The organism is Liquorilactobacillus hordei DSM 19519 (assembly GCF_019443985.1).
Lineage (GTDB): Bacteria > Bacillota > Bacilli > Lactobacillales > Lactobacillaceae > Liquorilactobacillus > Liquorilactobacillus hordei.
Window position 1 is genome coordinate 160,236 of sequence record NZ_CP049303.1, and the last position, 19,224, is coordinate 179,459.

Annotated in this window: 19 protein-coding genes and 1 pseudogene; 6 read left to right on the top strand and 14 right to left on the bottom strand. The window is 35.3% G+C overall.

Features of this window, described 5'->3' with window-relative positions; all coding sequences use genetic code 11:
- Genes G6O70_RS02065 through flgB form a run of 9 tightly spaced genes read right to left on the bottom strand, consistent with a single transcriptional unit; the run spans position 1 to position 8,011 of the window.
- Positions 1 to 1,773, bottom strand: coding sequence for a flagellar hook-length control protein FliK (locus tag G6O70_RS02065; protein ID WP_219934292.1), 1,773 nt, complete (start codon positions 1,771 to 1,773; stop codon positions 1 to 3).
- Positions 1,766 to 2,203, bottom strand: coding sequence for a flagellar export protein FliJ (gene fliJ, locus G6O70_RS02070; protein ID WP_057870198.1), 438 nt, complete (start codon positions 2,201 to 2,203; stop codon positions 1,766 to 1,768). The genes G6O70_RS02065 and fliJ overlap by 8 nt, the downstream gene beginning before the upstream one ends.
- Before the next feature lie 15 nt (positions 2,204 to 2,218).
- The gene (locus G6O70_RS02075; RefSeq protein ID WP_057870197.1) at positions 2,219 to 3,556 is read right to left on the bottom strand and encodes a FliI/YscN family ATPase; all 1,338 of its coding nucleotides are present in this window, start codon (positions 3,554 to 3,556) and stop codon (positions 2,219 to 2,221) included.
- Positions 3,546 to 4,265: a FliH/SctL family protein gene (locus G6O70_RS02080; protein WP_057870196.1), complete on the bottom strand. Its 720-nt coding sequence runs from the start codon at positions 4,263 to 4,265 to the stop codon at positions 3,546 to 3,548. The genes G6O70_RS02075 and G6O70_RS02080 overlap by 11 nt, the downstream gene beginning before the upstream one ends.
- The gene (fliG, locus tag G6O70_RS02085) at positions 4,249 to 5,253 is read right to left on the bottom strand and encodes a flagellar motor switch protein FliG (protein ID WP_057870195.1); all 1,005 of its coding nucleotides are present in this window, start codon (positions 5,251 to 5,253) and stop codon (positions 4,249 to 4,251) included. Before fliG ends, G6O70_RS02080 begins: the two co-directional genes overlap by 17 nt.
- 16 nt (positions 5,254 to 5,269) lie before the next feature.
- On the bottom strand, positions 5,270 to 6,817 hold the full coding sequence (fliF, locus tag G6O70_RS02090) for a flagellar basal-body MS-ring/collar protein FliF (RefSeq protein WP_057870194.1): 1,548 nt from the start codon (positions 6,815 to 6,817) through the stop codon (positions 5,270 to 5,272).
- Positions 6,818 to 6,853: 36 nt separating this feature from the next.
- Entirely contained in the window at positions 6,854 to 7,183 is a 330-nt protein-coding gene (fliE, locus tag G6O70_RS02095) for a flagellar hook-basal body complex protein FliE (protein ID WP_057870193.1), read from the bottom strand.
- Positions 7,184 to 7,193: 10 nt separating this feature from the next.
- Positions 7,194 to 7,628 carry a flagellar basal body rod protein FlgC gene (flgC, locus tag G6O70_RS02100; protein WP_057870192.1) on the bottom strand — a complete coding sequence of 145 codons (435 nt, stop codon included), beginning with the start codon at positions 7,626 to 7,628 and terminating at the stop codon, positions 7,194 to 7,196.
- Between the two features lie 23 nt (positions 7,629 to 7,651).
- Complete coding sequence (flgB, locus tag G6O70_RS02105) at positions 7,652 to 8,011, bottom strand: flagellar basal body rod protein FlgB (RefSeq protein ID WP_057870191.1); 360 nt, start codon at positions 8,009 to 8,011, stop codon at positions 7,652 to 7,654.
- Between the two features lie 383 nt (positions 8,012 to 8,394).
- On the opposite strand from flgB, the gene G6O70_RS02110 reads away from it, so the two are divergent.
- Together G6O70_RS02110 and G6O70_RS02115 are read left to right on the top strand one after the other, a co-directional pair.
- Entirely contained in the window at positions 8,395 to 9,189 is a 795-nt protein-coding gene (locus G6O70_RS02110) for a MotA/TolQ/ExbB proton channel family protein (RefSeq protein WP_057870190.1), read from the top strand.
- Positions 9,167 to 9,919 carry an OmpA/MotB family protein gene (locus G6O70_RS02115; protein ID WP_057870189.1) on the top strand — a complete coding sequence of 251 codons (753 nt, stop codon included), beginning with the start codon at positions 9,167 to 9,169 and terminating at the stop codon, positions 9,917 to 9,919. Before G6O70_RS02110 ends, G6O70_RS02115 begins: the two co-directional genes overlap by 23 nt.
- 279 nt (positions 9,920 to 10,198) lie before the next feature.
- Here G6O70_RS02115 and G6O70_RS02120 read toward each other — a convergent pair whose 3' ends face one another.
- The 3 genes and pseudogenes from G6O70_RS02120 to G6O70_RS02130 form a co-directional block, all read right to left on the bottom strand.
- Positions 10,199 to 12,220, bottom strand: coding sequence for a methyl-accepting chemotaxis protein (locus G6O70_RS02120; protein ID WP_057870188.1), 2,022 nt, complete (start codon positions 12,218 to 12,220; stop codon positions 10,199 to 10,201).
- A 375-nt stretch (positions 12,221 to 12,595) separates the two neighbouring features.
- Positions 12,596 to 13,030 carry an Rrf2 family transcriptional regulator gene (locus G6O70_RS02125; RefSeq protein ID WP_057870187.1) on the bottom strand — a complete coding sequence of 145 codons (435 nt, stop codon included), beginning with the start codon at positions 13,028 to 13,030 and terminating at the stop codon, positions 12,596 to 12,598.
- A gap of 29 nt (positions 13,031 to 13,059) precedes the next feature.
- Positions 13,060 to 13,906 (bottom strand): annotated as a pseudogene (locus G6O70_RS02130) (SDR family oxidoreductase).
- A 175-nt stretch (positions 13,907 to 14,081) separates the two neighbouring features.
- On the opposite strand from G6O70_RS02130, the gene G6O70_RS02135 reads away from it, so the two are divergent.
- Together G6O70_RS02135 and G6O70_RS02140 are read left to right on the top strand one after the other, a co-directional pair.
- Positions 14,082 to 14,606: a helix-turn-helix domain-containing protein gene (locus tag G6O70_RS02135; RefSeq protein WP_219934265.1), complete on the top strand. Its 525-nt coding sequence runs from the start codon at positions 14,082 to 14,084 to the stop codon at positions 14,604 to 14,606.
- Positions 14,607 to 14,626: 20 nt separating this feature from the next.
- On the top strand, positions 14,627 to 15,469 hold the full coding sequence (locus G6O70_RS02140) for an IS3 family transposase (protein ID WP_219934266.1): 843 nt from the start codon (positions 14,627 to 14,629) through the stop codon (positions 15,467 to 15,469).
- A 173-nt stretch (positions 15,470 to 15,642) separates the two neighbouring features.
- On the opposite strand, the gene G6O70_RS02145 is transcribed toward G6O70_RS02140, so the two are convergent.
- Together G6O70_RS02145 and G6O70_RS02150 are read right to left on the bottom strand one after the other, a co-directional pair.
- A complete protein-coding gene (locus G6O70_RS02145; protein WP_057870463.1) occupies positions 15,643 to 16,968 on the bottom strand; it encodes an MFS transporter in 1,326 nt (441 codons plus the stop codon).
- 95 nt (positions 16,969 to 17,063) lie between these two features.
- Positions 17,064 to 17,561: a DUF1440 domain-containing protein gene (locus G6O70_RS02150; protein ID WP_057870464.1), complete on the bottom strand. Its 498-nt coding sequence runs from the start codon at positions 17,559 to 17,561 to the stop codon at positions 17,064 to 17,066.
- A 179-nt stretch (positions 17,562 to 17,740) separates the two neighbouring features.
- On the opposite strand from G6O70_RS02150, the gene rihA reads away from it, so the two are divergent.
- Together rihA and G6O70_RS02160 are read left to right on the top strand one after the other, a co-directional pair.
- Positions 17,741 to 18,670 (top strand): pyrimidine-specific ribonucleoside hydrolase RihA, encoded by a 930-nt coding sequence (gene rihA / locus G6O70_RS02155; RefSeq protein ID WP_057870465.1) that lies wholly within the window; start codon positions 17,741 to 17,743, stop codon positions 18,668 to 18,670.
- Between the two features lie 15 nt (positions 18,671 to 18,685).
- Positions 18,686 to 19,213: a GNAT family N-acetyltransferase gene (locus tag G6O70_RS02160; RefSeq protein WP_057870466.1), complete on the top strand. Its 528-nt coding sequence runs from the start codon at positions 18,686 to 18,688 to the stop codon at positions 19,211 to 19,213.
- Positions 19,214 to 19,224: the final 11 nt, after the last annotated feature.

Genomic DNA, 19,224 nt, shown 5'->3' on the forward strand with positions numbered 1-19,224 from the left:
TCAAGCTAGAATACTAATAATATTTTTTTCATTTCGTTGCACGTTATCTTGTTTCTTCGCAATTACTTCATCTTGTCCAATTTTATTGTTACGATATTGCTCATTAAGTCTTGACTTAGTCATATTTTGATTTGCCTGTTGACCAAATTGATGTTGCCCAAATGAAAACTGTGCGCCATCTAAACTACTTGCAGGCGTTTGATGCATTGTTACTTTATCATTAGCTGTCTTATCTGCCGCTATTTGATTATTTAATACCTGTTCCAATTGTGTTGCTATTCCACTAATAAGTGACTTAGCATGGCTTGATGTCAATTTAAAATTAAGACTTACTTCTTTTGCAGTTGATTGGAGTGATATCTCAATTTTTCCAAGATTTCCTGGTTCCAATTGGACTGTAACCTGCTTACTTTCTCCACTCACCAATGTTTTGACAATACTTGTGGCTGTCTTATCTTGCAAAACAGTCGTAGAATCATTAACTTTGATCGTAAAATCAGCATTTTCATTCGTGCTATTACTCTTCTCAACCATCAAATTAGCCATTTGAATTCCTGTTATATTCTCAAATGCCTTTGTCTCTGTTAGCGTACTGTTACTTTCTTCTTGCTTATTCAATAGTGCTTTACTGGTCTCTGGCGTAAATATTGACTTACTCTTTATATCCTGTATCTTTGTATCGCCAGTTTGGAGTTCAATTGAATTTGTGATTATGGTACTCTCAAGGCCGTCTAGTTTTCCAATTTCTGGAATGACGCTTTGCAGGTTGCCTACCGCAGAAATTGTATCTAGTGTTGGCGGCTTTTTATCAGAAACATTAGAAGTAATATTTGGCGTATCCGTACTCTTCTTTGAACTCTCGCTGACCACAAAATTCTGGGTATTTACCGTTGGCTCATCAATCTTACTCATAAACACTGATTTACCTTTTATATCCTGTATCTTTGTATCGCCAGTTTGGAGTTCAATTGAATTTGTGATTATGGTACTCTCAAGGCCGTCTAGTTTTCCAATTTCTGGAATGACGCTTTGCAGGTTGCCTACCGCAGAAATTGTATCTAGTGTTGGCGGCTTTTTATCAGAAACATTAGAAGTAATATTTGGCATACCCGTACTCTTCTTTGAACTCTCGCTGACCACAAAATTCTGAGTATTTAGTGTTGTCTCATCAATCTTACCCGTAAACACTGGTTTATTTTTTATATCTCGTATCTTTGTATCTCCAGTTTGATTTTCGATTGAATTTGTGGTTAAAGTACTCTCAGCACCGTCTAGTTTTCCAATTTCTGGGGTAACGCTTTGCAGGTTGCCTACCAAAGAACCCTTATTTTGTGTTGTTTCTTCATTATCCATAAAACTAACATTACTTATTGGTTCAGTTTGAACAGTTGATTCTATCTTCGTTGATACTATGTTATTTCTTGCTTGCACCATAGAATTCATAGTATTTTCTTCTTGTGCAACAGAAATTTCAGTTGTAGGGCTGTTCAACATATCATTCCTGTTTCCCAATTTATCTTTTTCTACTTGCTCATCCATGCTTGCATCTTGCTTATCTTGAGATTCTTTTGCATCGGTTGAGTCTTCACCGCTAGAATCAGATTCACTAGTGTCATCTACTGTTGTTTTGCTAATTAATTTCTGTTGTAAGAGATTAATAAAATGTGTCGCAGATCCTGTTAAATTACTTTCTGCGCCATATGAGCTTATTTTTTCAACGTTCGCAATATTAGTTGTTGCTGATTGCCGACTATTTATCAATGTGCTATCCATAATTCTCACCTCCTTTCAAAATTCTGCGATTTGCAAACTCATCTAATTCTTTTTGTTCTTCATGTGCTAATCTGAGATCAAATTCATCTTTTTGTTTCGTTTCAAGTTTCTCTAAAACTTTACGCTCTTGTTGTGCCCCAACTAATCGTTCCAATAATTCAGCAAGCCCTTTTTGCAACTCCAATGATTCTAATCTTAATCTGTTTACCTGCTGGTTAATTTCATCTAAATAATTTCTTTGAATTTGCATTCTTCCAACTGTCGGTTCAATTGAATACATCAAACTCTTTTTCTCTGATAATAACTCATTAATTTTTCTTTCTTTCAAAGACAATTCAGACACCAAGGTCGTGTATTCTTGTTTTAGGCTATCTTCATTCTCTCTTCTAAAATCAAGCAGTTTCTCCAGTGTAAAATTAAATTTCCCCATTTTCCTCTCGACTTTCTATAGGTTATACTGCTCAAATAACTGATGCAGTTTCCCTTCTGTCTCAGCAAAAGTTTCATATTCATCTACAGACTGGCATAAAAAGTCTTCGATTGGATGATGTAAGGAGACTGCATAATCAATGACTGGATTTGCTCCATTCTTATAAGCCCCAATATCAATTAAATCTTTTGCATCTGCATAAACAGTGATATTTTCTCGCAATTCTTTAGCATCATTTTCATGTTCTTTTGTAATCAATGATTTCATTAATCTGCTTAGGCTGTCTTGGATTGAAATCGCTGGATAATGATTCTTACTTGCAATTTTTCTAGATAAAACAATATGTCCATCAAGAATTCCGCGGACTGAATCAGCAATTGGTTCATTCATATCGTCCCCTTCAACCAGGACGGTATAAAATGCCGTAATTGAACCATTTTCCGCCATTCCACTTCTTTCCAAGAGTTTAGGAAGTGTTGCAAAAACTGAAGGTGTGTATCCCTTTGTAGTTGGTGGCTCGCCAATTGACAATCCAATTTCCCGTTGCGCCATCGCAAAGCGTGTGACTGAATCCATCATTAAAACAACTTTTTTACCCTGGTCTCTAAAATATTCTGCAATGGCCGTTGCCACGTATGCACCTTTTAATCTAACTAAAGGTGGCATATCTGAAGTAGCACAGACAACCACTGACTTTGCATATCCTTTATCTCCTAGGTCTTTTTCGATAAATTCCTTAACTTCTCTACCTCGCTCACCAATAAGTCCAATCACAATTACGTCTGCTTGACAATATTTTGCAATCATCCCTAGCAGTGTACTCTTGCCGACACCACTACCTGCAAATACTCCCATTCGCTGACCCTCACCAACTGTCAGCATTCCATCAATTGCTCTCACACCGGTGCTCAAAATAGTATCAATATTCTTGCGCTTAAATGGTGCAGGGGACTCTCTCATTACAGGGTACTCAAGAAGTTGATCATCATCAGTAATATCTGCATCACCTCCCATAATTCTTCCAAGTCCATCTAATGTATGTCCTAGTAGAGAATTTCCAACCTTAATTGTCAGGCTCTTACCAGTTGCTCTTACTAGTGACCCAGGACCAATGCCACCAAGCTCATCCAATGGCATTAACAAAACTGTCTTTTTTATAAAACCAACAACTTCTGTTAATGTTACTTTTTCGCTATTTTTATTTTTAATTTCACAAATTTCCCCAATAAAAACATCTATTCCTGTGACACGAATGGTTAATCCAACTACTTCGCTCACTTTGCCAAAACTTGAAAAGAATTCATTCTTTTTAGCTCGGTTTAAATATTGTTCAAACGGCATTTCAAAGCTCATTTGTAGACTCCTCAATACTAGCCACATACTTTTTCAGTTCATTCTCTAAATCAAAGGTTTCCAATGAATCACTGGATTCAATATTAATTTCATACAACCCCATTTTTGAATCATTAATGATTGTGTATCTTAATCTGCTAACTTCACTTCTTTTTTCTTCCATTTTTTCCACAATTAAATCATGATAACGCTCATTAGCATGTATTATGAACGTTTGATCTGGTTTTTCTAACTTAAAAAAGATTGGTTCTACTAAGGCCAATAACTCATTAGCATCTTCGTCTATCCTGTGTTTTAAAATTACTTCAGCCATTTCAACTGCAAATTTAAAAAGTTCTTTGCGCTTATCATGCTCATAAAGACTAATATCTGTGGCTACATCTTGATAGGCTTGTTGCGCTTTTTCTATTATACCATCCGCTACCTTTTGGCCTTCATTTTTTCCGTCTTGATATCCCTTTTCAAATCCCTCTTTTTCTCCCGCTGTATACGCCGTATCTCTGATTTTGTTAGCTTCTACTTTGGCACTTTCAATGATCGTATTTTTTAAAACTTCCAAGCTTTCACGCTGTTGGTTTCCTATCTGTCCCAAATTAGTTTCCGTATTTGAAATTTTTCGTACTTCAGGCATTTTTGTAATAATTTTTCTTGTCTCTTTAGAGCTTGAAATTGCGTTACTTTTAACAAGATTTTTATTCGATAACTGCATCTTGCTCGCCTCTTTCTATATAAATCTCACCGGTTTCATCCAATCTACGAATAACTCCCACAATCTTCTGCTGTGCTTCTTCAACGGCAGAAAGACGAGTAGGTCCCATAAATTCAATCTCTTCCTTCAGATTTTCAACAGCTCGACTAGAAAGGTTTCCAAAAATGAAATCACGAATTGAGTCTGCAGCACCCTTAAGTGCCAACGATAAGTCAGTATTATCAACGTCACGTAAGACTTTCTGAACGTCTTTACTACCCAAACTAATGATGTCATCAAACGTGAAGAGGCTAGCTTTAACTTCTTGTGAAAGCTCAGGTTGTCTCTTCTCTAAGTCAGAAAGAATATTCTTTTCAGTTCCTCGACTAACAGAATTAAGAATTTCAACTAATGAATGAACTCCACCAATATTTTCAGTATCATTTTCCACTGTTGTTGAAAACTTATTCTCCATTATATGTTCAATTTTTTTAATAATTCTGGGTGAAACACTCCCAAGTGTACCAATTCTTTCTGCAACTTCAACCTGTAATTCAGCAGAAAAATGTGCTAACATTTCTGCTGCCTTGTCTGGCTGAATATAGCACATTATCATTGCAATTATTTGTGGGTTTTCTTCTTGTAAAAGCCTTGTCAGTTGTGCTGTGTCAGCTTTTCTAGCAATTTCAAAAGGCTTTTCTTTTAACTTAATTTGGTTCAGTAAATCAATTACTTCTTTTGCTCTTTGAGGTCCTAGCGCTTGCTTCAAGAGATCTCTAGCATAATCTATTCCCCCATCAATAACATATTGTCTTGCATCCGCTGTTGCAATAAATTCTTTAAGTACATCAGATCGTTCCTCAGGGCTAACAACTTCTGTATTGGCAATTTCATAACTGACTTTCTGGATGAAACTATCAGGGAGTAATTTCATTATTTTAGCTGATGTCTCGGAACCTAGAGAAATCAACAAAACTGCTGCTTTTTTAATACCCTCTATTGAATCCATAATTACTCTTCCCCCATTATTTTTCTTTCATCCATGCTTTTATTAATTCGGCAACAACTTCAGGGTGTTCTCCTGCAAATTTCTTCGCGTTTTCATCCTCAGTCACTTTTTTCTTTCTCTTCTCTAAATCAGTCTTTGGTTTGACCTCTTCTTCGACAGGATCTGTAAGATTATTATTTAATTTTTGGCTTTCTTCTTCGGCGGTAACATCATAGTCATCGTAGTATTCAGTATCCCTATTTTTTCTAATCCGCATAATTGTAAATACAACGGCACCAATGACAATCAAAACTCCAACTGCGCCAACAACGTATACCCAAATAAAATTACTCTTACTTGTCTTTTTCTTTGTTTTAGAGCTACTTGTTTTATTTTTTCTAGCAAAATCAATTCCTTGAATGTTAATCGTGTCACCACGTCCCTGGTTATAACCAATAGCCGATTGGATGACATTTTGAATCTGTTCTTGGTCAGTTTGTGAAAGACTACCATCCACTACAACTGAAGTTGTCATCCTGTTGATAGCACCTGGAGCATTAATCGTCTTAGTGACCTGGGTGTCCAATTCGTTGTTTACTGTCCGACTATAAGAACCATCTCCTGAACTGCTTGATGAGGCAGTTGCATTAGTGGCACTATTAGCCGATTCACCGCTCGCTGCTGAACCGTTACCTGTAGTCTGTTCTTCTTCACTCCTAATATTAGGATTACTGTATTTTGTTGATTTATTTTCTATCGAGTCAAAATTCAAATTCAAATCAATCGAAACTCGAATTTTATTTGTACCATATATGGGTGCGAGAAGTTTTTTAACCTTTTTTTCCATCGTTGACTCATATGCTTTTTTTATTCGCATATATTTAGTATTGTATCCACTAGACGAATTACTTCCGCCAGAGCTAGTCAGGAGGTTTCCATTATCATCGACAATTTTGACATTGTCTTGCGTAAGCCCTTCTACCGCACCAGTTGTTAGCGAACGAATTCCCTGTACCGTTTCACCAGAAATCCCCCCACTTTTTAATGTCAGCACAATCGATGCTTTAGCCTTTTTTGCATTACCACTATCACTAAATACACTCTGACTAGGCATTACCAACATTACTTTGGCCTTTTGCACCTCATTAAGTGATTCAATGGCTCTCTCTAACTCACCCGTTACTGCCCGTTGATACATAACTTTACGATCTTCATCAGTTGTCATAACACTTGTATTGTCAAATAACTCAAATCCTGTAGAACTGTCTGGAAGCTTATTATCCACAGCCAAGTCAATTCTTGTTTGATCTACCTTATCTTGTGGTATCAAGATTGTTTTTCCGCTGTCTCCCAATTTATAAGGAATATCTTCACTCTTCAGTGTTTCGACAACACTGCCTGCATCCGCATCACTTAAATCTGTAAATAAAACACCATATTGTATCCTTGTAGTTAGATATGTAACAATTCCGATAACAATTAGCAAACTGACCAGCGAAGATATCCAAGCTACCTTTTTGACTCGGCTCTGGCCTTGCCATATTTCCCCACATCTTGCTAAAAAAGCTTTAATTCTCTCCAACACTTAGTCTTTCCCCTCCGCATAATGCTGTCCCCAAAATTAGAATTGCATATTTTTTATGTCATTGTAAGCATCAATGCACTTATTACGAACCTGAACAGCTGTCTCTAAAGAAAGTTGCGCTTCAGTCATCTTGATCATTACATCTCCCAAATTACTGTTGCTACCAGAAATCATACCTGCTGAACTTTTATCCATATTAGACATATTTTGACTGACAGACGATAATGCAGTCGTCAAATAATCACTAAATGACTTCCCATTTTGTGAATCATCATCTAACTTACTTGTTTGGCTGGTCAAGCCTGTCATTTTTTGTACAGAATCACTGTAATTATTTAAATTACTTACTCCACTAATTCCCACCATTTTATTCCCCCTAACTCTTAGATATCTCTAGTGCCTTCTTTAAAATGTCTTTATTAGACTCTGCGGAAGAGGTATTAGCCTCATACGTTCTCATAGCCTGAATCATGTTAACCATTTGGTCTGATAAATTAACGTTTGACATATGTACATAACCATTTTGATCTGCGTCAGCATTCGTAGGATCATATTCTACTTTGTCTGTCGTATCCTGAGATATCCCTGTAACTTTTACCCCATAACTCATTTGCGATCCCTGGCTTGTATCACCCGCGGATTGTGCATTCTTCAAACTTTCACTGAATTGCACAGTCTTACTCTTATATGGACCACCTTCTGCCGTACGTGTTGTATTTACATTGGCAATATTAGTTGATATAGTATCCAGTTTTAATCTTTCTAAAGCCAGCCCACTGGCATTTATTTCTAATCCGTTAAATACACTCATCCACTTTATTCCCCCAATTTAAGTTAATTATTAAGTACATAATTAAGCATTTGATAGCGACCATTCAGTTGCGACACCACAGAACTATAATAGAGCTCATTCGTTGACTGATTAACCATTTCGACATCTAGGTCAACATTGTTACCATTTTTATCAACAGAAGTTGTGTTATCAGTTGTTACACGAGCCTGATTTGCAGAGTCTACCCCAATATGATTCTTATTCGTTGTGGTTAAACCTAACGCTGATGATAATTGATTCTCAAATTCTACACGTTTCGCCTTATAGTCACTTGTATTTACATTTGCAATATTGGACGATATGGTCTCAGATCTAAGAGCTGATGCATCCAATGAATTCTTTAACAAATTTGAAATATCCATCAAAAACCACTCACATTTCTTAATGTTTTTTTACTTATTTAATAACAAAATTATACATTTTATGTTACCAGTTAGCAATATATTATTGATTTCTTTACACTCTCAGTTATTGCTATTATAACGATTCATAAGATAATCATTTTTAATTAATTTTAAAAAATGAATAATATAATATATTTATATAATTAAAAATTATGGTATCATTATTATTTAATTTAAGCATAATATATTGTCCATTTATTTTATCATTACAACTGTAATCAAAATAAATCATTATTTATGCGTATCTTTTTATCGATTTTTTCCGTATTAAATTTTTGATAACTTAGCCGATATAAATATATAGAGTCGATTCTATTATTTAATCAGGAGGCACACTTTCAATGGATTTTTTTCTACTAATCGGTATCATACTTGGCTTCATTGCCATAACAGTGGGTATGATTTTAAAGGGAGCAAGCATCGCTGTACTACTAAATCCCGAAGCTATGCTCGTTATTTTTGTTGGTATAATAGCTGCTGTTATAAATAGTTATCCATCTAGTGAATTAAAGAAAGTTCCTAAGATGTTGGGTATTTTAATCAAGGTTAAAAAATTCGACAATCAAAAACTCATTTCAGAAATTGTTGACTTGTCAAATATTGCTCGTCGAGATGGTCTTCTTGCTTTAGAGTCACAAAGAGAAAAATTAGATAATGCATTCCTGGAACAAGGGTTAGAGATGGTTATAGATGGTCTAGGAGAAAAACAAATTAGAGAAATAATGGAAAATGAAATTGAAGGAATGGATGAGCGCCACAGAAAAAGCGCTGGTATTTTCAAAACCGCTGGAACTACATCCCCAACACTCGGAGTTTTAGGTGCCGTAATTGGGTTAATCGGTGCATTGGGTAATCTTAATAACGTCAATGCCTTAGGTACTTCTATTTCCTCAGCTTTCGTTGCAACCTTGTATGGTATTTTCTTTGGTTATGTAATTTTAATTCCATTCAATTCAAGACTACTTGTCAAATCCGAAAAGGAGATTGAGCACCTCACCTTGATTCTTGAAGGAGTTATTGCAATTCAATCTGGAGCTTCAGCCAGCAGTATTGAAAAGAAACTATACAGTCTTACTAGTGAAAAGAAATCAGACGATAAAAAGGATTCTGCTAATGAAAAAAAGAAAGAAGAATGAAGAACATATTGACGAGGGATGGTTACTGCCGTATTCTGATATGCTAACGCTTTTATTAGCATTATTTATTGTTTTGTTTGCAATGGCCAAAGTTGATAATACTAAATTCCAAGAATTCAAATCAGAGTTTGGTACGTTGCTCTCAACACACCAATCGTCAAATTCTATCGTAACCATTGGTGAAAAAAATAAAACTCAAGGTTCTGCTTTAAGTTCTGCCTCTTCACTTGAGAGTTCATCCTCGAGTAGCTCCCAATCGACAGATCAACTAGAAGTTATCAAGCAACAATTAGCTTCGAATCTTCAAAATTCTGGATTATCTAATAGTGTCTCTGTATACATAAAAAGCAATGATTTGCATATTGTTATAAATAGCAATATTTTGTTTGACTCTGGTAGTGCAACTCTCTCGCAAAGTACACAAAATTTATTAACTTCATTGCTTGATCCACTTAAAGCTGTTAGTACAAATCCTATTATCATTGCTGGTTATACCGATGACCAACCTTTAAAATCAACTTCTGTTTACAAATCTAATTGGGAACTTAGTTCTGCTCGTGCAATCTCAGTAATGAATTTTTTCGTAGGAAATAATGTTTTCAATGAGGATAATATTTCAATTCAAGCCTATGGTGCAAATAAGCCCAAAGACACAAATGCAACTGCATCCGGTCGTTCCAATAACCGTCGTGTAGAGATAATAGTTGAAAAAACATCACAAAATTATTAAACAATCTAAGTATAGGGGATTGAGTCAAAAATTAATTTTTGATTCAGTCCCCTATTTAATTTGAGTAAAGTGTATTCCATAATTCAAAATTCTCCGTCTAACCTTGAATTACTCGTAACAAAATATTCAATTATCTCGACTTTATATTGTCTTTTTGTTTACACTAATTACATATGGAGTCAATAAAAACGCTAGATCAAAAATGAATTTCAATCTGGCGTTCCATAGCAAAAATATCCTATTTTATTCGATTCAAAAAAATCATACTGATTTTAATTTTTATTTCTCAGTTCTAAATTTCTCTGTCCCATGTTCTAAAACTGCAGAAACTTCCTTCAAATCAGCTATATTTCTTGTGAATTCTGTCATTGTAGCCAAAACTTCTTCAGAATTTGCAGAAACTTCTTCCGTCCCAGCTGCATTTTCTTCTGTAGATGATGCAACTCCTTCTAATTTTTCCAATACCTCTTTTTGAACTTTTTTGATTCTTTTACTATATTCTTCGACTTCAATAATTTTTTCCAACAGTTTCCCACTTTTTTTGAACACTTCTTGCGAAGAATCGATTGCATCCTCAATCAATTTTGTTTGCTTTTGCCCACCAGCGACAGAAGCAGCCGTTTGACTTACCATATCAGCAGATTGATTTGTAATCTTCTGGATTATTCTTTCTATCTCTTTAGTTGAATCTTTTGTTTTTTCAGAAAGTTTGCGGATTTCTGTTGCCACTACTGCAAAGCCTTTTCCCTTCTCACCAACACTAGCAGCCTCTATTGAAGCATTTAACGCCAACAAATTAGTTTGATGTGAAATTCCATCTATAACACCAATTATCTTATTAACATTTTGAATGTTAGCGTCAAGGCTCTCAACTGTTTGATTCAGATTTTCCATCTTTACCAATTCATTTTTCCAATTTTGTTCAACGTTTTGGGAGATTTTAATATTATCATTGTTCAACTCAGCAGCTTCTTTTGATTCCTTGGTCATTTCTTCAACATTACCACTCAGCCCATTAGTAATCTGCGAAAGTTTTTGTAACTTTGTTACGCTGTTTTCCGTTTCTTGTGCTTGAACACCGGTTACTTCCGCTATACCTGTTATTGTTTGTGCAACTTCTTCAGTTGCCTTATTAGTTTGATCTCCCAACTCTGCAAGTAAATTTGATTTTTGAGCAACCACCCTTGTTTCCTTTTTAACTTGATTGATAAGTTCGCTTATGGACAAAATCATTTTATTATATAACGCAGTAATCCTATTAATCTCATTACCTTTTTCATTTGGCTTCAAAATGAAGTGAGCAATTCTATCCAACCAATCAGCTTTTTTGCTAGGTTTCTCACTTATCAGTGTAAGTTCTCCTTGGCCAGCCTTTATGAAGTAACCACTAAACTTATTAACTAACAATCCCATCATCTTACTTGCAAGTAACGAGATCAATACCACAATAATTAACGTAATAGCAATAACCCAAATAGCTGTGAATATTAAAGAACCCAGCTCCTTATTCAGGTCATTTTTCCCCACCCTAGAAAAGACCCAAGTAGAACTATCAGCCGTTATTTTGTCAAAATAGATTTCGTTAATCTTGTTTGTTCCTTTGATGGAAACTGTTCCTCGTAATTTTTTGGAATTTTTTATTTTTTTATAAATTTCAGTTCTATCGATATTTTGTCCCAGTTGCAAACCATCCTTTGCACCTATATTACTGTTTGCTACCACACGGCCATTTCTTGATATTAACGTTGCACTTCCTGTTCTACCAACCTTAATTCCCATCGCAGTATTTTGTATTCCTGTATATGATGTATCTATTGCTAAAACTCCAGATTGTCCTTCATTATTATGTATTGCAATTGAAGCCGTTGCAATATAATCACCTGCACTGTTTCTATATGGGGCAGTCCAATAAATTCCGCCGCTATTTTCTACCCCACCCTTATACCATGCTTTCTTTAAAAGACTTTTATCGCCTTTTGAATCTGCAAAAGTAATTTTCTTAATATCACCATTTCCAACCTTTACTGCCTTCAAAGTTTGGTTGATGTTTTTATTATTAAACTTTGACTTAAAGACTTCCAGATAAGCTAGGTTTTTAAGTTCTTGTTCAACGTTTGCATGCAGATTTTGTTTAGCTGTTATTAAAATATTTATTGCACTTTTTTTACTGATGTTGTTTCTAGAAACCAAAAGATTCTTTGTCTGGATATATGAACTTGTAGTAATTACAAATGCGGGAATCATAACTGCAACCACTAAAATAATAGCCATAATAGTTCCAATGCTTGCTTTTCTTTTCATAAAAAACCTCCATAAATTCTCTTATTATGCCCTAAACTTACACATATAAAGAATGTTATCGGTTTCTTACTTACTTTTTTTAATCCCCAAATTACATAATGAAGACTTTTAATAACAAACAAAAAACTCACTTTTTCTTCAACTATTATCATTGAAAGAAAAAGTGAGTTTCCATTTTATTTAAGAAGTAACACTTTAAAACCAGTTCTAACATCAATAATTTGACTAACACTTAAAATCGAAGTATCACATTTTAGTCTAGTTCGAAATAACCGATATACTTGTTTTGTGAAAACATCTGTAATCAAAACAATGAGGAGACAAACCAAAATTTATTTTTTGGGCGATCTCCTCATTATTAAACTATGTGCGTTTTCATCTACTGCTAGAATTACTTTCTACCAAAATTCCTTCTATAATACTTTCCAATGAGATCTTCTTCATTTCTGACTCTGCTGCACTCTGTACTTTAGTATATTCCATCTGCAAAACATCTTGAATATTTCCACCAACAATACAATTTAGATTAGTCTTGTCATCAACATGAAGTAAATTATGATCATCTGCAATTGCACTATAGATATCAAATAATGAAATCTCACTGCTAGCTTTAGCCAAAACAGGCTGGGCTATTCCTTTTTGCGTCACCAAAAGTCCATCACGTGTCAAATACATCATCAATCTCCTCACAAGACTCGGATTAGAATTAATACTTTTAGCAATTTCCCCGCTCGACAAAATTTGCCCCTTACAGATTTCAATATATGCCATAATATGCACCGCATCGCTTAATTTGTGAGAATACTTCATATTATCTCCTCTCTCATACTAGGAGAACATTATATCTCTAATAAAGCCTCCTTTAAAGGTGTAAGTTCTCTACCAAGAGTATCAACCAAGTCACGATCATTCTCAGTCAGTTCTCCTTCTTTGATCAAATCCTGAATCATTATGATAATATCTGCAGCATTTTGTAATCCTGCCTTATTTAGCTCGTCACGATACTCAGTCTCAGACAAAGATTCAACTTTAAATTGTCTTTTAGAAACACCCGCGACTGGCTTTAGCAAGATCTGCAAAAGAAAGTGAATTACCAGCAAATTCATACACTGTCTTGGGAACATCTGTTACCAAAACTTTTGCTGCTGCTTCAGCATATTCTCGTTCAAGAGCCCAGCCAACACGTCCTTCACCAGCTGAATATTGGAATGGATGACCTGCCAATGCTCCCTTTATAAGATCTGCCTGATTCTCCAAATACCAATTATTTCTTAAAAAGGCATGTTTTATTCCACTTTCAGTTAATGCTTTTTCAGTAATTTTATGATCTGATGCCAATAAACTTTTGGCTTGATCTGCATGAGGAAAACTCGTGTATGCAACAAAATTCACCCCTGCGTTTTGTGCTGCTTGGACAACATTCAAATGCTGCTTATCACGGGGATAACTTCCCCCTGGAACTGAGGAAATGAAGAGTAAGCGTCCAATTCCTGCAAATGCTTTTTCCAAGCCCTCTTCATCAGTATAATCTGCCTGACGGATTTCAATCCCTGTCGGTAAAATCTTTTCAGCTTTCTTTGTGTTACGAACTAAAGCCACAATATTTTCTTTATCTACTAATTCAGTCAAATATTCAACTGCTCTTTTGCCAAACTTACCTGTCGCTGCTGTAACTCCATATTTCATATTGAAACCCTCCTGTATTTTTTAAAATCACAACTTGTTATTTATAAAGTAACACATATAATATTCTTTGGCAACTACTATGCTTGTATCTTTCGTTTTATAAAAAAGGGAGTGTGCCATAAGTGAAGTGCCTTACAAAACTTGGACATGTAAATCAAGTTTTGGAGGTGCTTTTTTGACACGTAATTATACCTACAGCTTTAAGTTGAAAGTAGTTAAAGAATATTTAAATGGTGAAAATTCACTCCACACACTGTGTCTGAAATATAAGATGCCGAGTGATACTCCATTAGTAATTTGGGTGTCGCGTTATAAAGCTTTTGGCCCTACCGGTCTTAAACAGCTTAAACGCCGACACTATTCTAATGATTTCAAGGTAGCGGTTATTACCTATTACTTGAACCATTCTACCAGTATTCAAAAAACAGCCATCCACTTTGATATCAGCCACACAGTCGTTTATAATTGGCTTAAATTAATGCGGCAATTTGGAATTAAAGCCGTAATTTCATCTAAGATAGGACGACCCAAGATGGTTAAGAAAAAGAAAGAAACATCCAAGAAAAAGACCGAACAACAGTTAATAGAGAGACAACAAAAACAAATCAGACATTTAGAACAGGAACTTTCCTATACTAAAATTGAGAATGTTTATCTAAAAAAATTGGATGCCGTAATTCGAAACAAAAAACAGCACTAAAAGTTAAAACAATTAACGAATTGCGGCGTGATTATCCCTTTATTACGCTCTTAAAAGTTGCGGGACTTGCGCGTTCGACGTATTACTATCATTTAGCTTGTCTAAACCGGCCTGATAAATATCGTCAGGTTAAACAAATTATTCGGCAAGAATTTGCCCGCTCTCATCAAACTTATGGTTATCGTCGCATGAGATTTGTTTTAAAACAGCATCATGTTAAACTTTGTCTAGAAACTGTTCGTAAAATTATGTTTTCTATGGGTCTGAAAGTTACTCTTTTTTCAAAACATTCTGGGCGGTACAACTCATATCATGGTCATGTTGGACAGGTGGTACCTAACTTGCTCAAGCAACAATTCAAGGCCCATAAACCATATACTGTTTTGCATACTGACGTCAGTCAGTTTAAACTTACGTGTGGAAAATGGGGTTATATTTCGACAGTTATTGATGAGGCTAGTAATGAAGTTTTAGCCGCTAAAGTTAGTTCAACACCCAATCGTGTTTTGATCGATCAAACCCTTGAAACAGTCATTAAAAAAATTCCCGCAACCACTAAACCAATTCTACACTCTGATCAAGGATGGCAATATCAAATGACCAATTATCAAGCTAAACTAAGACATCATCATTTCATTCAAAGCATGTCTCGTAAGGGAAATTGTTTAGACAATGCCCCAGTTGAGAGCTTTTTCAGTATGCTTAAACGTGAATGTTTAAGGCGCATTAAGGTTACTTCGCTCAGTGAACTAAGTACATTAGTGGAACATTATGTTGCTTGGTATAATAACCAGCGAATTTCACTTAAGCGTCACGGATTAACTCCAGTCGAATATCGTAAACAGTATCTAACTAATAATTAAAACAAACATGTCCAACTTTTTTAAGGCAGTACAAAGTCGGGAAAATTTGAGTACTTTGCTATGAGTAATTCGAAGTTAGCCGGGGAATTTTGACTTATGAAACACGTTTATACAAAATAAATAGAGGAACTGAATCAAAATTAATTTTGACCCAGCTCCTCTATATTTTCTACTCATTTATCAGAATTAATGCCTTTTTGTAATTTGGTTTCGTTGTAAAAACGTAAAACAATAATCATCAAAATATAGATGATAAGTGGTATCCAGACATAATTCATATTTATCATCTTTAAAGTTGCTAGATTTTGCTTAGCATTTGGAACATATCCTGCAATATCAAACAATCCTGCAGTGATTAACCCACTCAAACCTAGGCCTAGGTTGACACCTAATATATTGGCAGACGAAAGGACCCCCTCTGCTTGAATTCCCAGCACTGCTCCATAACGAATAGTATCTGCAATCATAATAGAGACCAATCCAACAATAATTCCATTACCAATAGAGTTTATAAGGATTCCTCCAAAAATAATAAATAACTGACTGAGGTATACACCACCTGCTAGGATAAGTTGTCCGATTATTGCCGTAATCATTCCCAAAGTCATAACTTTCTTTTTATCATGCTTAATGGTCAATCTGATTATCAGCATCACGCCAATCAATGATGAAAAAGTAAAACTACTTGCCCACGGAACTAAATCGGCATCATTCCAAACATATTTGAAATAGTATATCGTTGTTTGATTTTTAATGCCTGTAACCAGCCAAAACAACAATATAACTACAGACAAGACTATCCATGGCGTATTTTTCTTCAACATTGCTAGTACCTTAGATATTGGTTGATGTGCAATTTCTTTAATCGTAAATCTTTCACGTATCTGAAAAAAAGTATTTAAAATTAATATTAATGAGATGACTCCGAATAAAATAATTGTCCATAAAAAACCTATACGTTCATTACCACCGCCAAAAAGAGCTACTAAAGGCACTGTAAATACAGAAACAATAATCTGCCCAGCACTCCCTCCGAATTGACGAACAACTCCTAAGAGGGTTATTTCACGTGAATTTTGTGTCATTGTCGGTAATACAGATGTTATTGGTGAATTAACTGTCGTATAAAAGAAACCTAGTCCAAGATAGGTAACATATGCCCAAATCAACTTACCTTGCTCGGAAAAGTTCGGCGTTGCAAATGTCAAAATTGCAAAGACAACATATGGTACTGCATACCACAAGAAGAAAGGCCTGCTTTTTCCAAATCTTGAATGTGTATTATCAATCATGATACCTACAACGATACTTCCAACTACATCAGCTACCCTAGCAATAACAAATAAAACCGCTACTGCTCCTGAATTTAAACCATAGACATCCGTATAAAAATAAAGAAGATATGTTGTCATTACCTGAAAAACGAGATTATCCGCTGCATCACTCAGTCCATAACTAATTCGTTCAGGCCATTTTGTTTGCCATTTATCTTTTTCCACTAACAGAATCTCCCCTTTTATGGAATTCAAGCTAAGTCAAAAATCAATTTAACTTCTCTATTTATTTTTTTAAATATATCCTAAATAGCACAATCTCATTTTAATTTTTGATTGTTTAATTCCTCAATCACAACATGGTTGACCCACATCCATGCCATATGTCCCAACACCTCAGACACATGTTCTTCCATAGGCTGATCTTTCGCCGCTGGAACCGTTCCCATTGCAGGCATCAATCCAACATGTGTTGCTGCCCAAACACCTAAACCAAACAATGTTCCCTGACCGGCCTTAATTAATGGTACGTAATGACCTGCAACACTATAAACCATCCCAAAAGTTGCTGAAAATCCAAAATGAATAACAAAACTTGCCCATGGCATCTCGTGACCCGAATAAGTATAAGTTGCGTGTGTAATAGATTCGGGAATTCCTAATTGCTGCATAAAAGTCTGCGGTGGATTTGTTGCATCTCTTTCTGGTGTCCTAGGGGGTAATAAGTTCTCCCAACCCAACTTGACAAAACCTGAAACAACTCCTGCTACTCCACCAATTATAAGGGCATCTTTTAAATCAAAATTTTTCTTTCCCATTAAGTAAGTCTCCTTTCAAATCCTGAGATAAGTTTAGCCTATTTATTTATTTTGCGCTATTATTTCGTTTGTATATTCCTTTTAAATATTCTTTAGCATTCATTTTTAAAAAAAGGTGTTATTTCAAAATATAATTGTATACAATATATCTTACATGATTGTTTTAGAGGAGGATTCTTATGAAGAAGATTATTATTGATTGTGATCCAGGGCACGATGACGCCTTAGCACTTATTATGGCAGTTGCAGCTCCTGAATTAGACATTTTAGCAGTAACAACATCGGCTGGAAACCAAACTCCTGATAAGACACTTAATAATGCAATGCGCATGTTAACTTTACTAAAGCAAAAAAACATTCCAGTCGCTGGCGGCAATAAAAAGCCATTAATGCAAGACCTAATCATCGCAGAAAATGTTCATGGTGAAACTGGTCTTGATGGAGCAGTTTTACCTGAACCTGATTTTGAGCCAGTAAAAATCCCTGCTATTCAATTAATTGCAGAAACACTTCGTTCCTCTGCAGACCCAGTTACTCTAGTTATAACTGGTCCAATGACTAACATTGCCCTCTTCTTGCAAGTTTATCCACAACTAAAAACAAAAATTGAACAAATTGTATTCATGGGTGGTGCTATAAATACTGGGAACTACACTCCTCGTTCAGAATTCAACATTGCTGTTGATCCTGAGTCTGCAAAAATTGTTATAAATTCGGGAATTCCTCTCGTCATGGCAGGATTAGATTTAACACATCAAGCACAAATTTATCAAGAAGAAATTGAAAATATTCGTAAAATTCATAATGAAGTTGCTCCAAGCGTAGCTGGTCAATTAGATTTTTATGGTATTTACTATGGTCAAGATAAGTGGAGATTTAAGGGCATTCCTTTACATGATCCTTGCACAATTGCTTGGCTCCAACATCCCGAGTACTTTGAGGGAACAAAATATCATGTCGATGTTGAAGTAACAGGCGCCTTGACACGTGGGGAAACTGTAGTTGATCGCTTTGATCTATTAAATCTTCCAAAAAATGTTTATGTCTTAACCAAAATTCAACGACAAAAATTCATCTATTTGCTTACAAACTCAATAGCTTCATTCTAAAAAGGAAGTGATAACTTGACTTTGACTTATATTCGCTTGGCAACTCAAGCTGATCTCTCTAAAATGCTCATAATCGCTAAAGAAGCAAAAGAATTGCTTGCCTCTGCTGATATTCCACAGTGGCAAAATGGTTATCCAAGCAAGGAAACACTATTAGCTGATATTACTAAACAGATAAGTTATGTACTAATAGTAGAGAATAAAATAGCCGGCTTTGCTGCTCTTTTGCAAGAACCAGATGATAATTATCAACATATTACCGAGGGAACGTGGGATATTCCAGAAAATGAACACTATACTACTATTCATCGAATTGCGATCTCCTCACATTTTCGTGGACAGCATTTAGCTGAAACATTCATAAACCATCTAATTTCAATTTCGTACGCGCTCGGTTTTAAGCAGATTAGAGTTGACACTCATGAAAAGAATGCTCGAATGCGCCATTTGATAAAAAAAGCTGGGTTTAATTACGCTGGAATTGTTTACATGAACAATAATTCAGCCGATTACCGTAACGCTTATCAACTATTTCTAGATTGAATTTAAAGCAA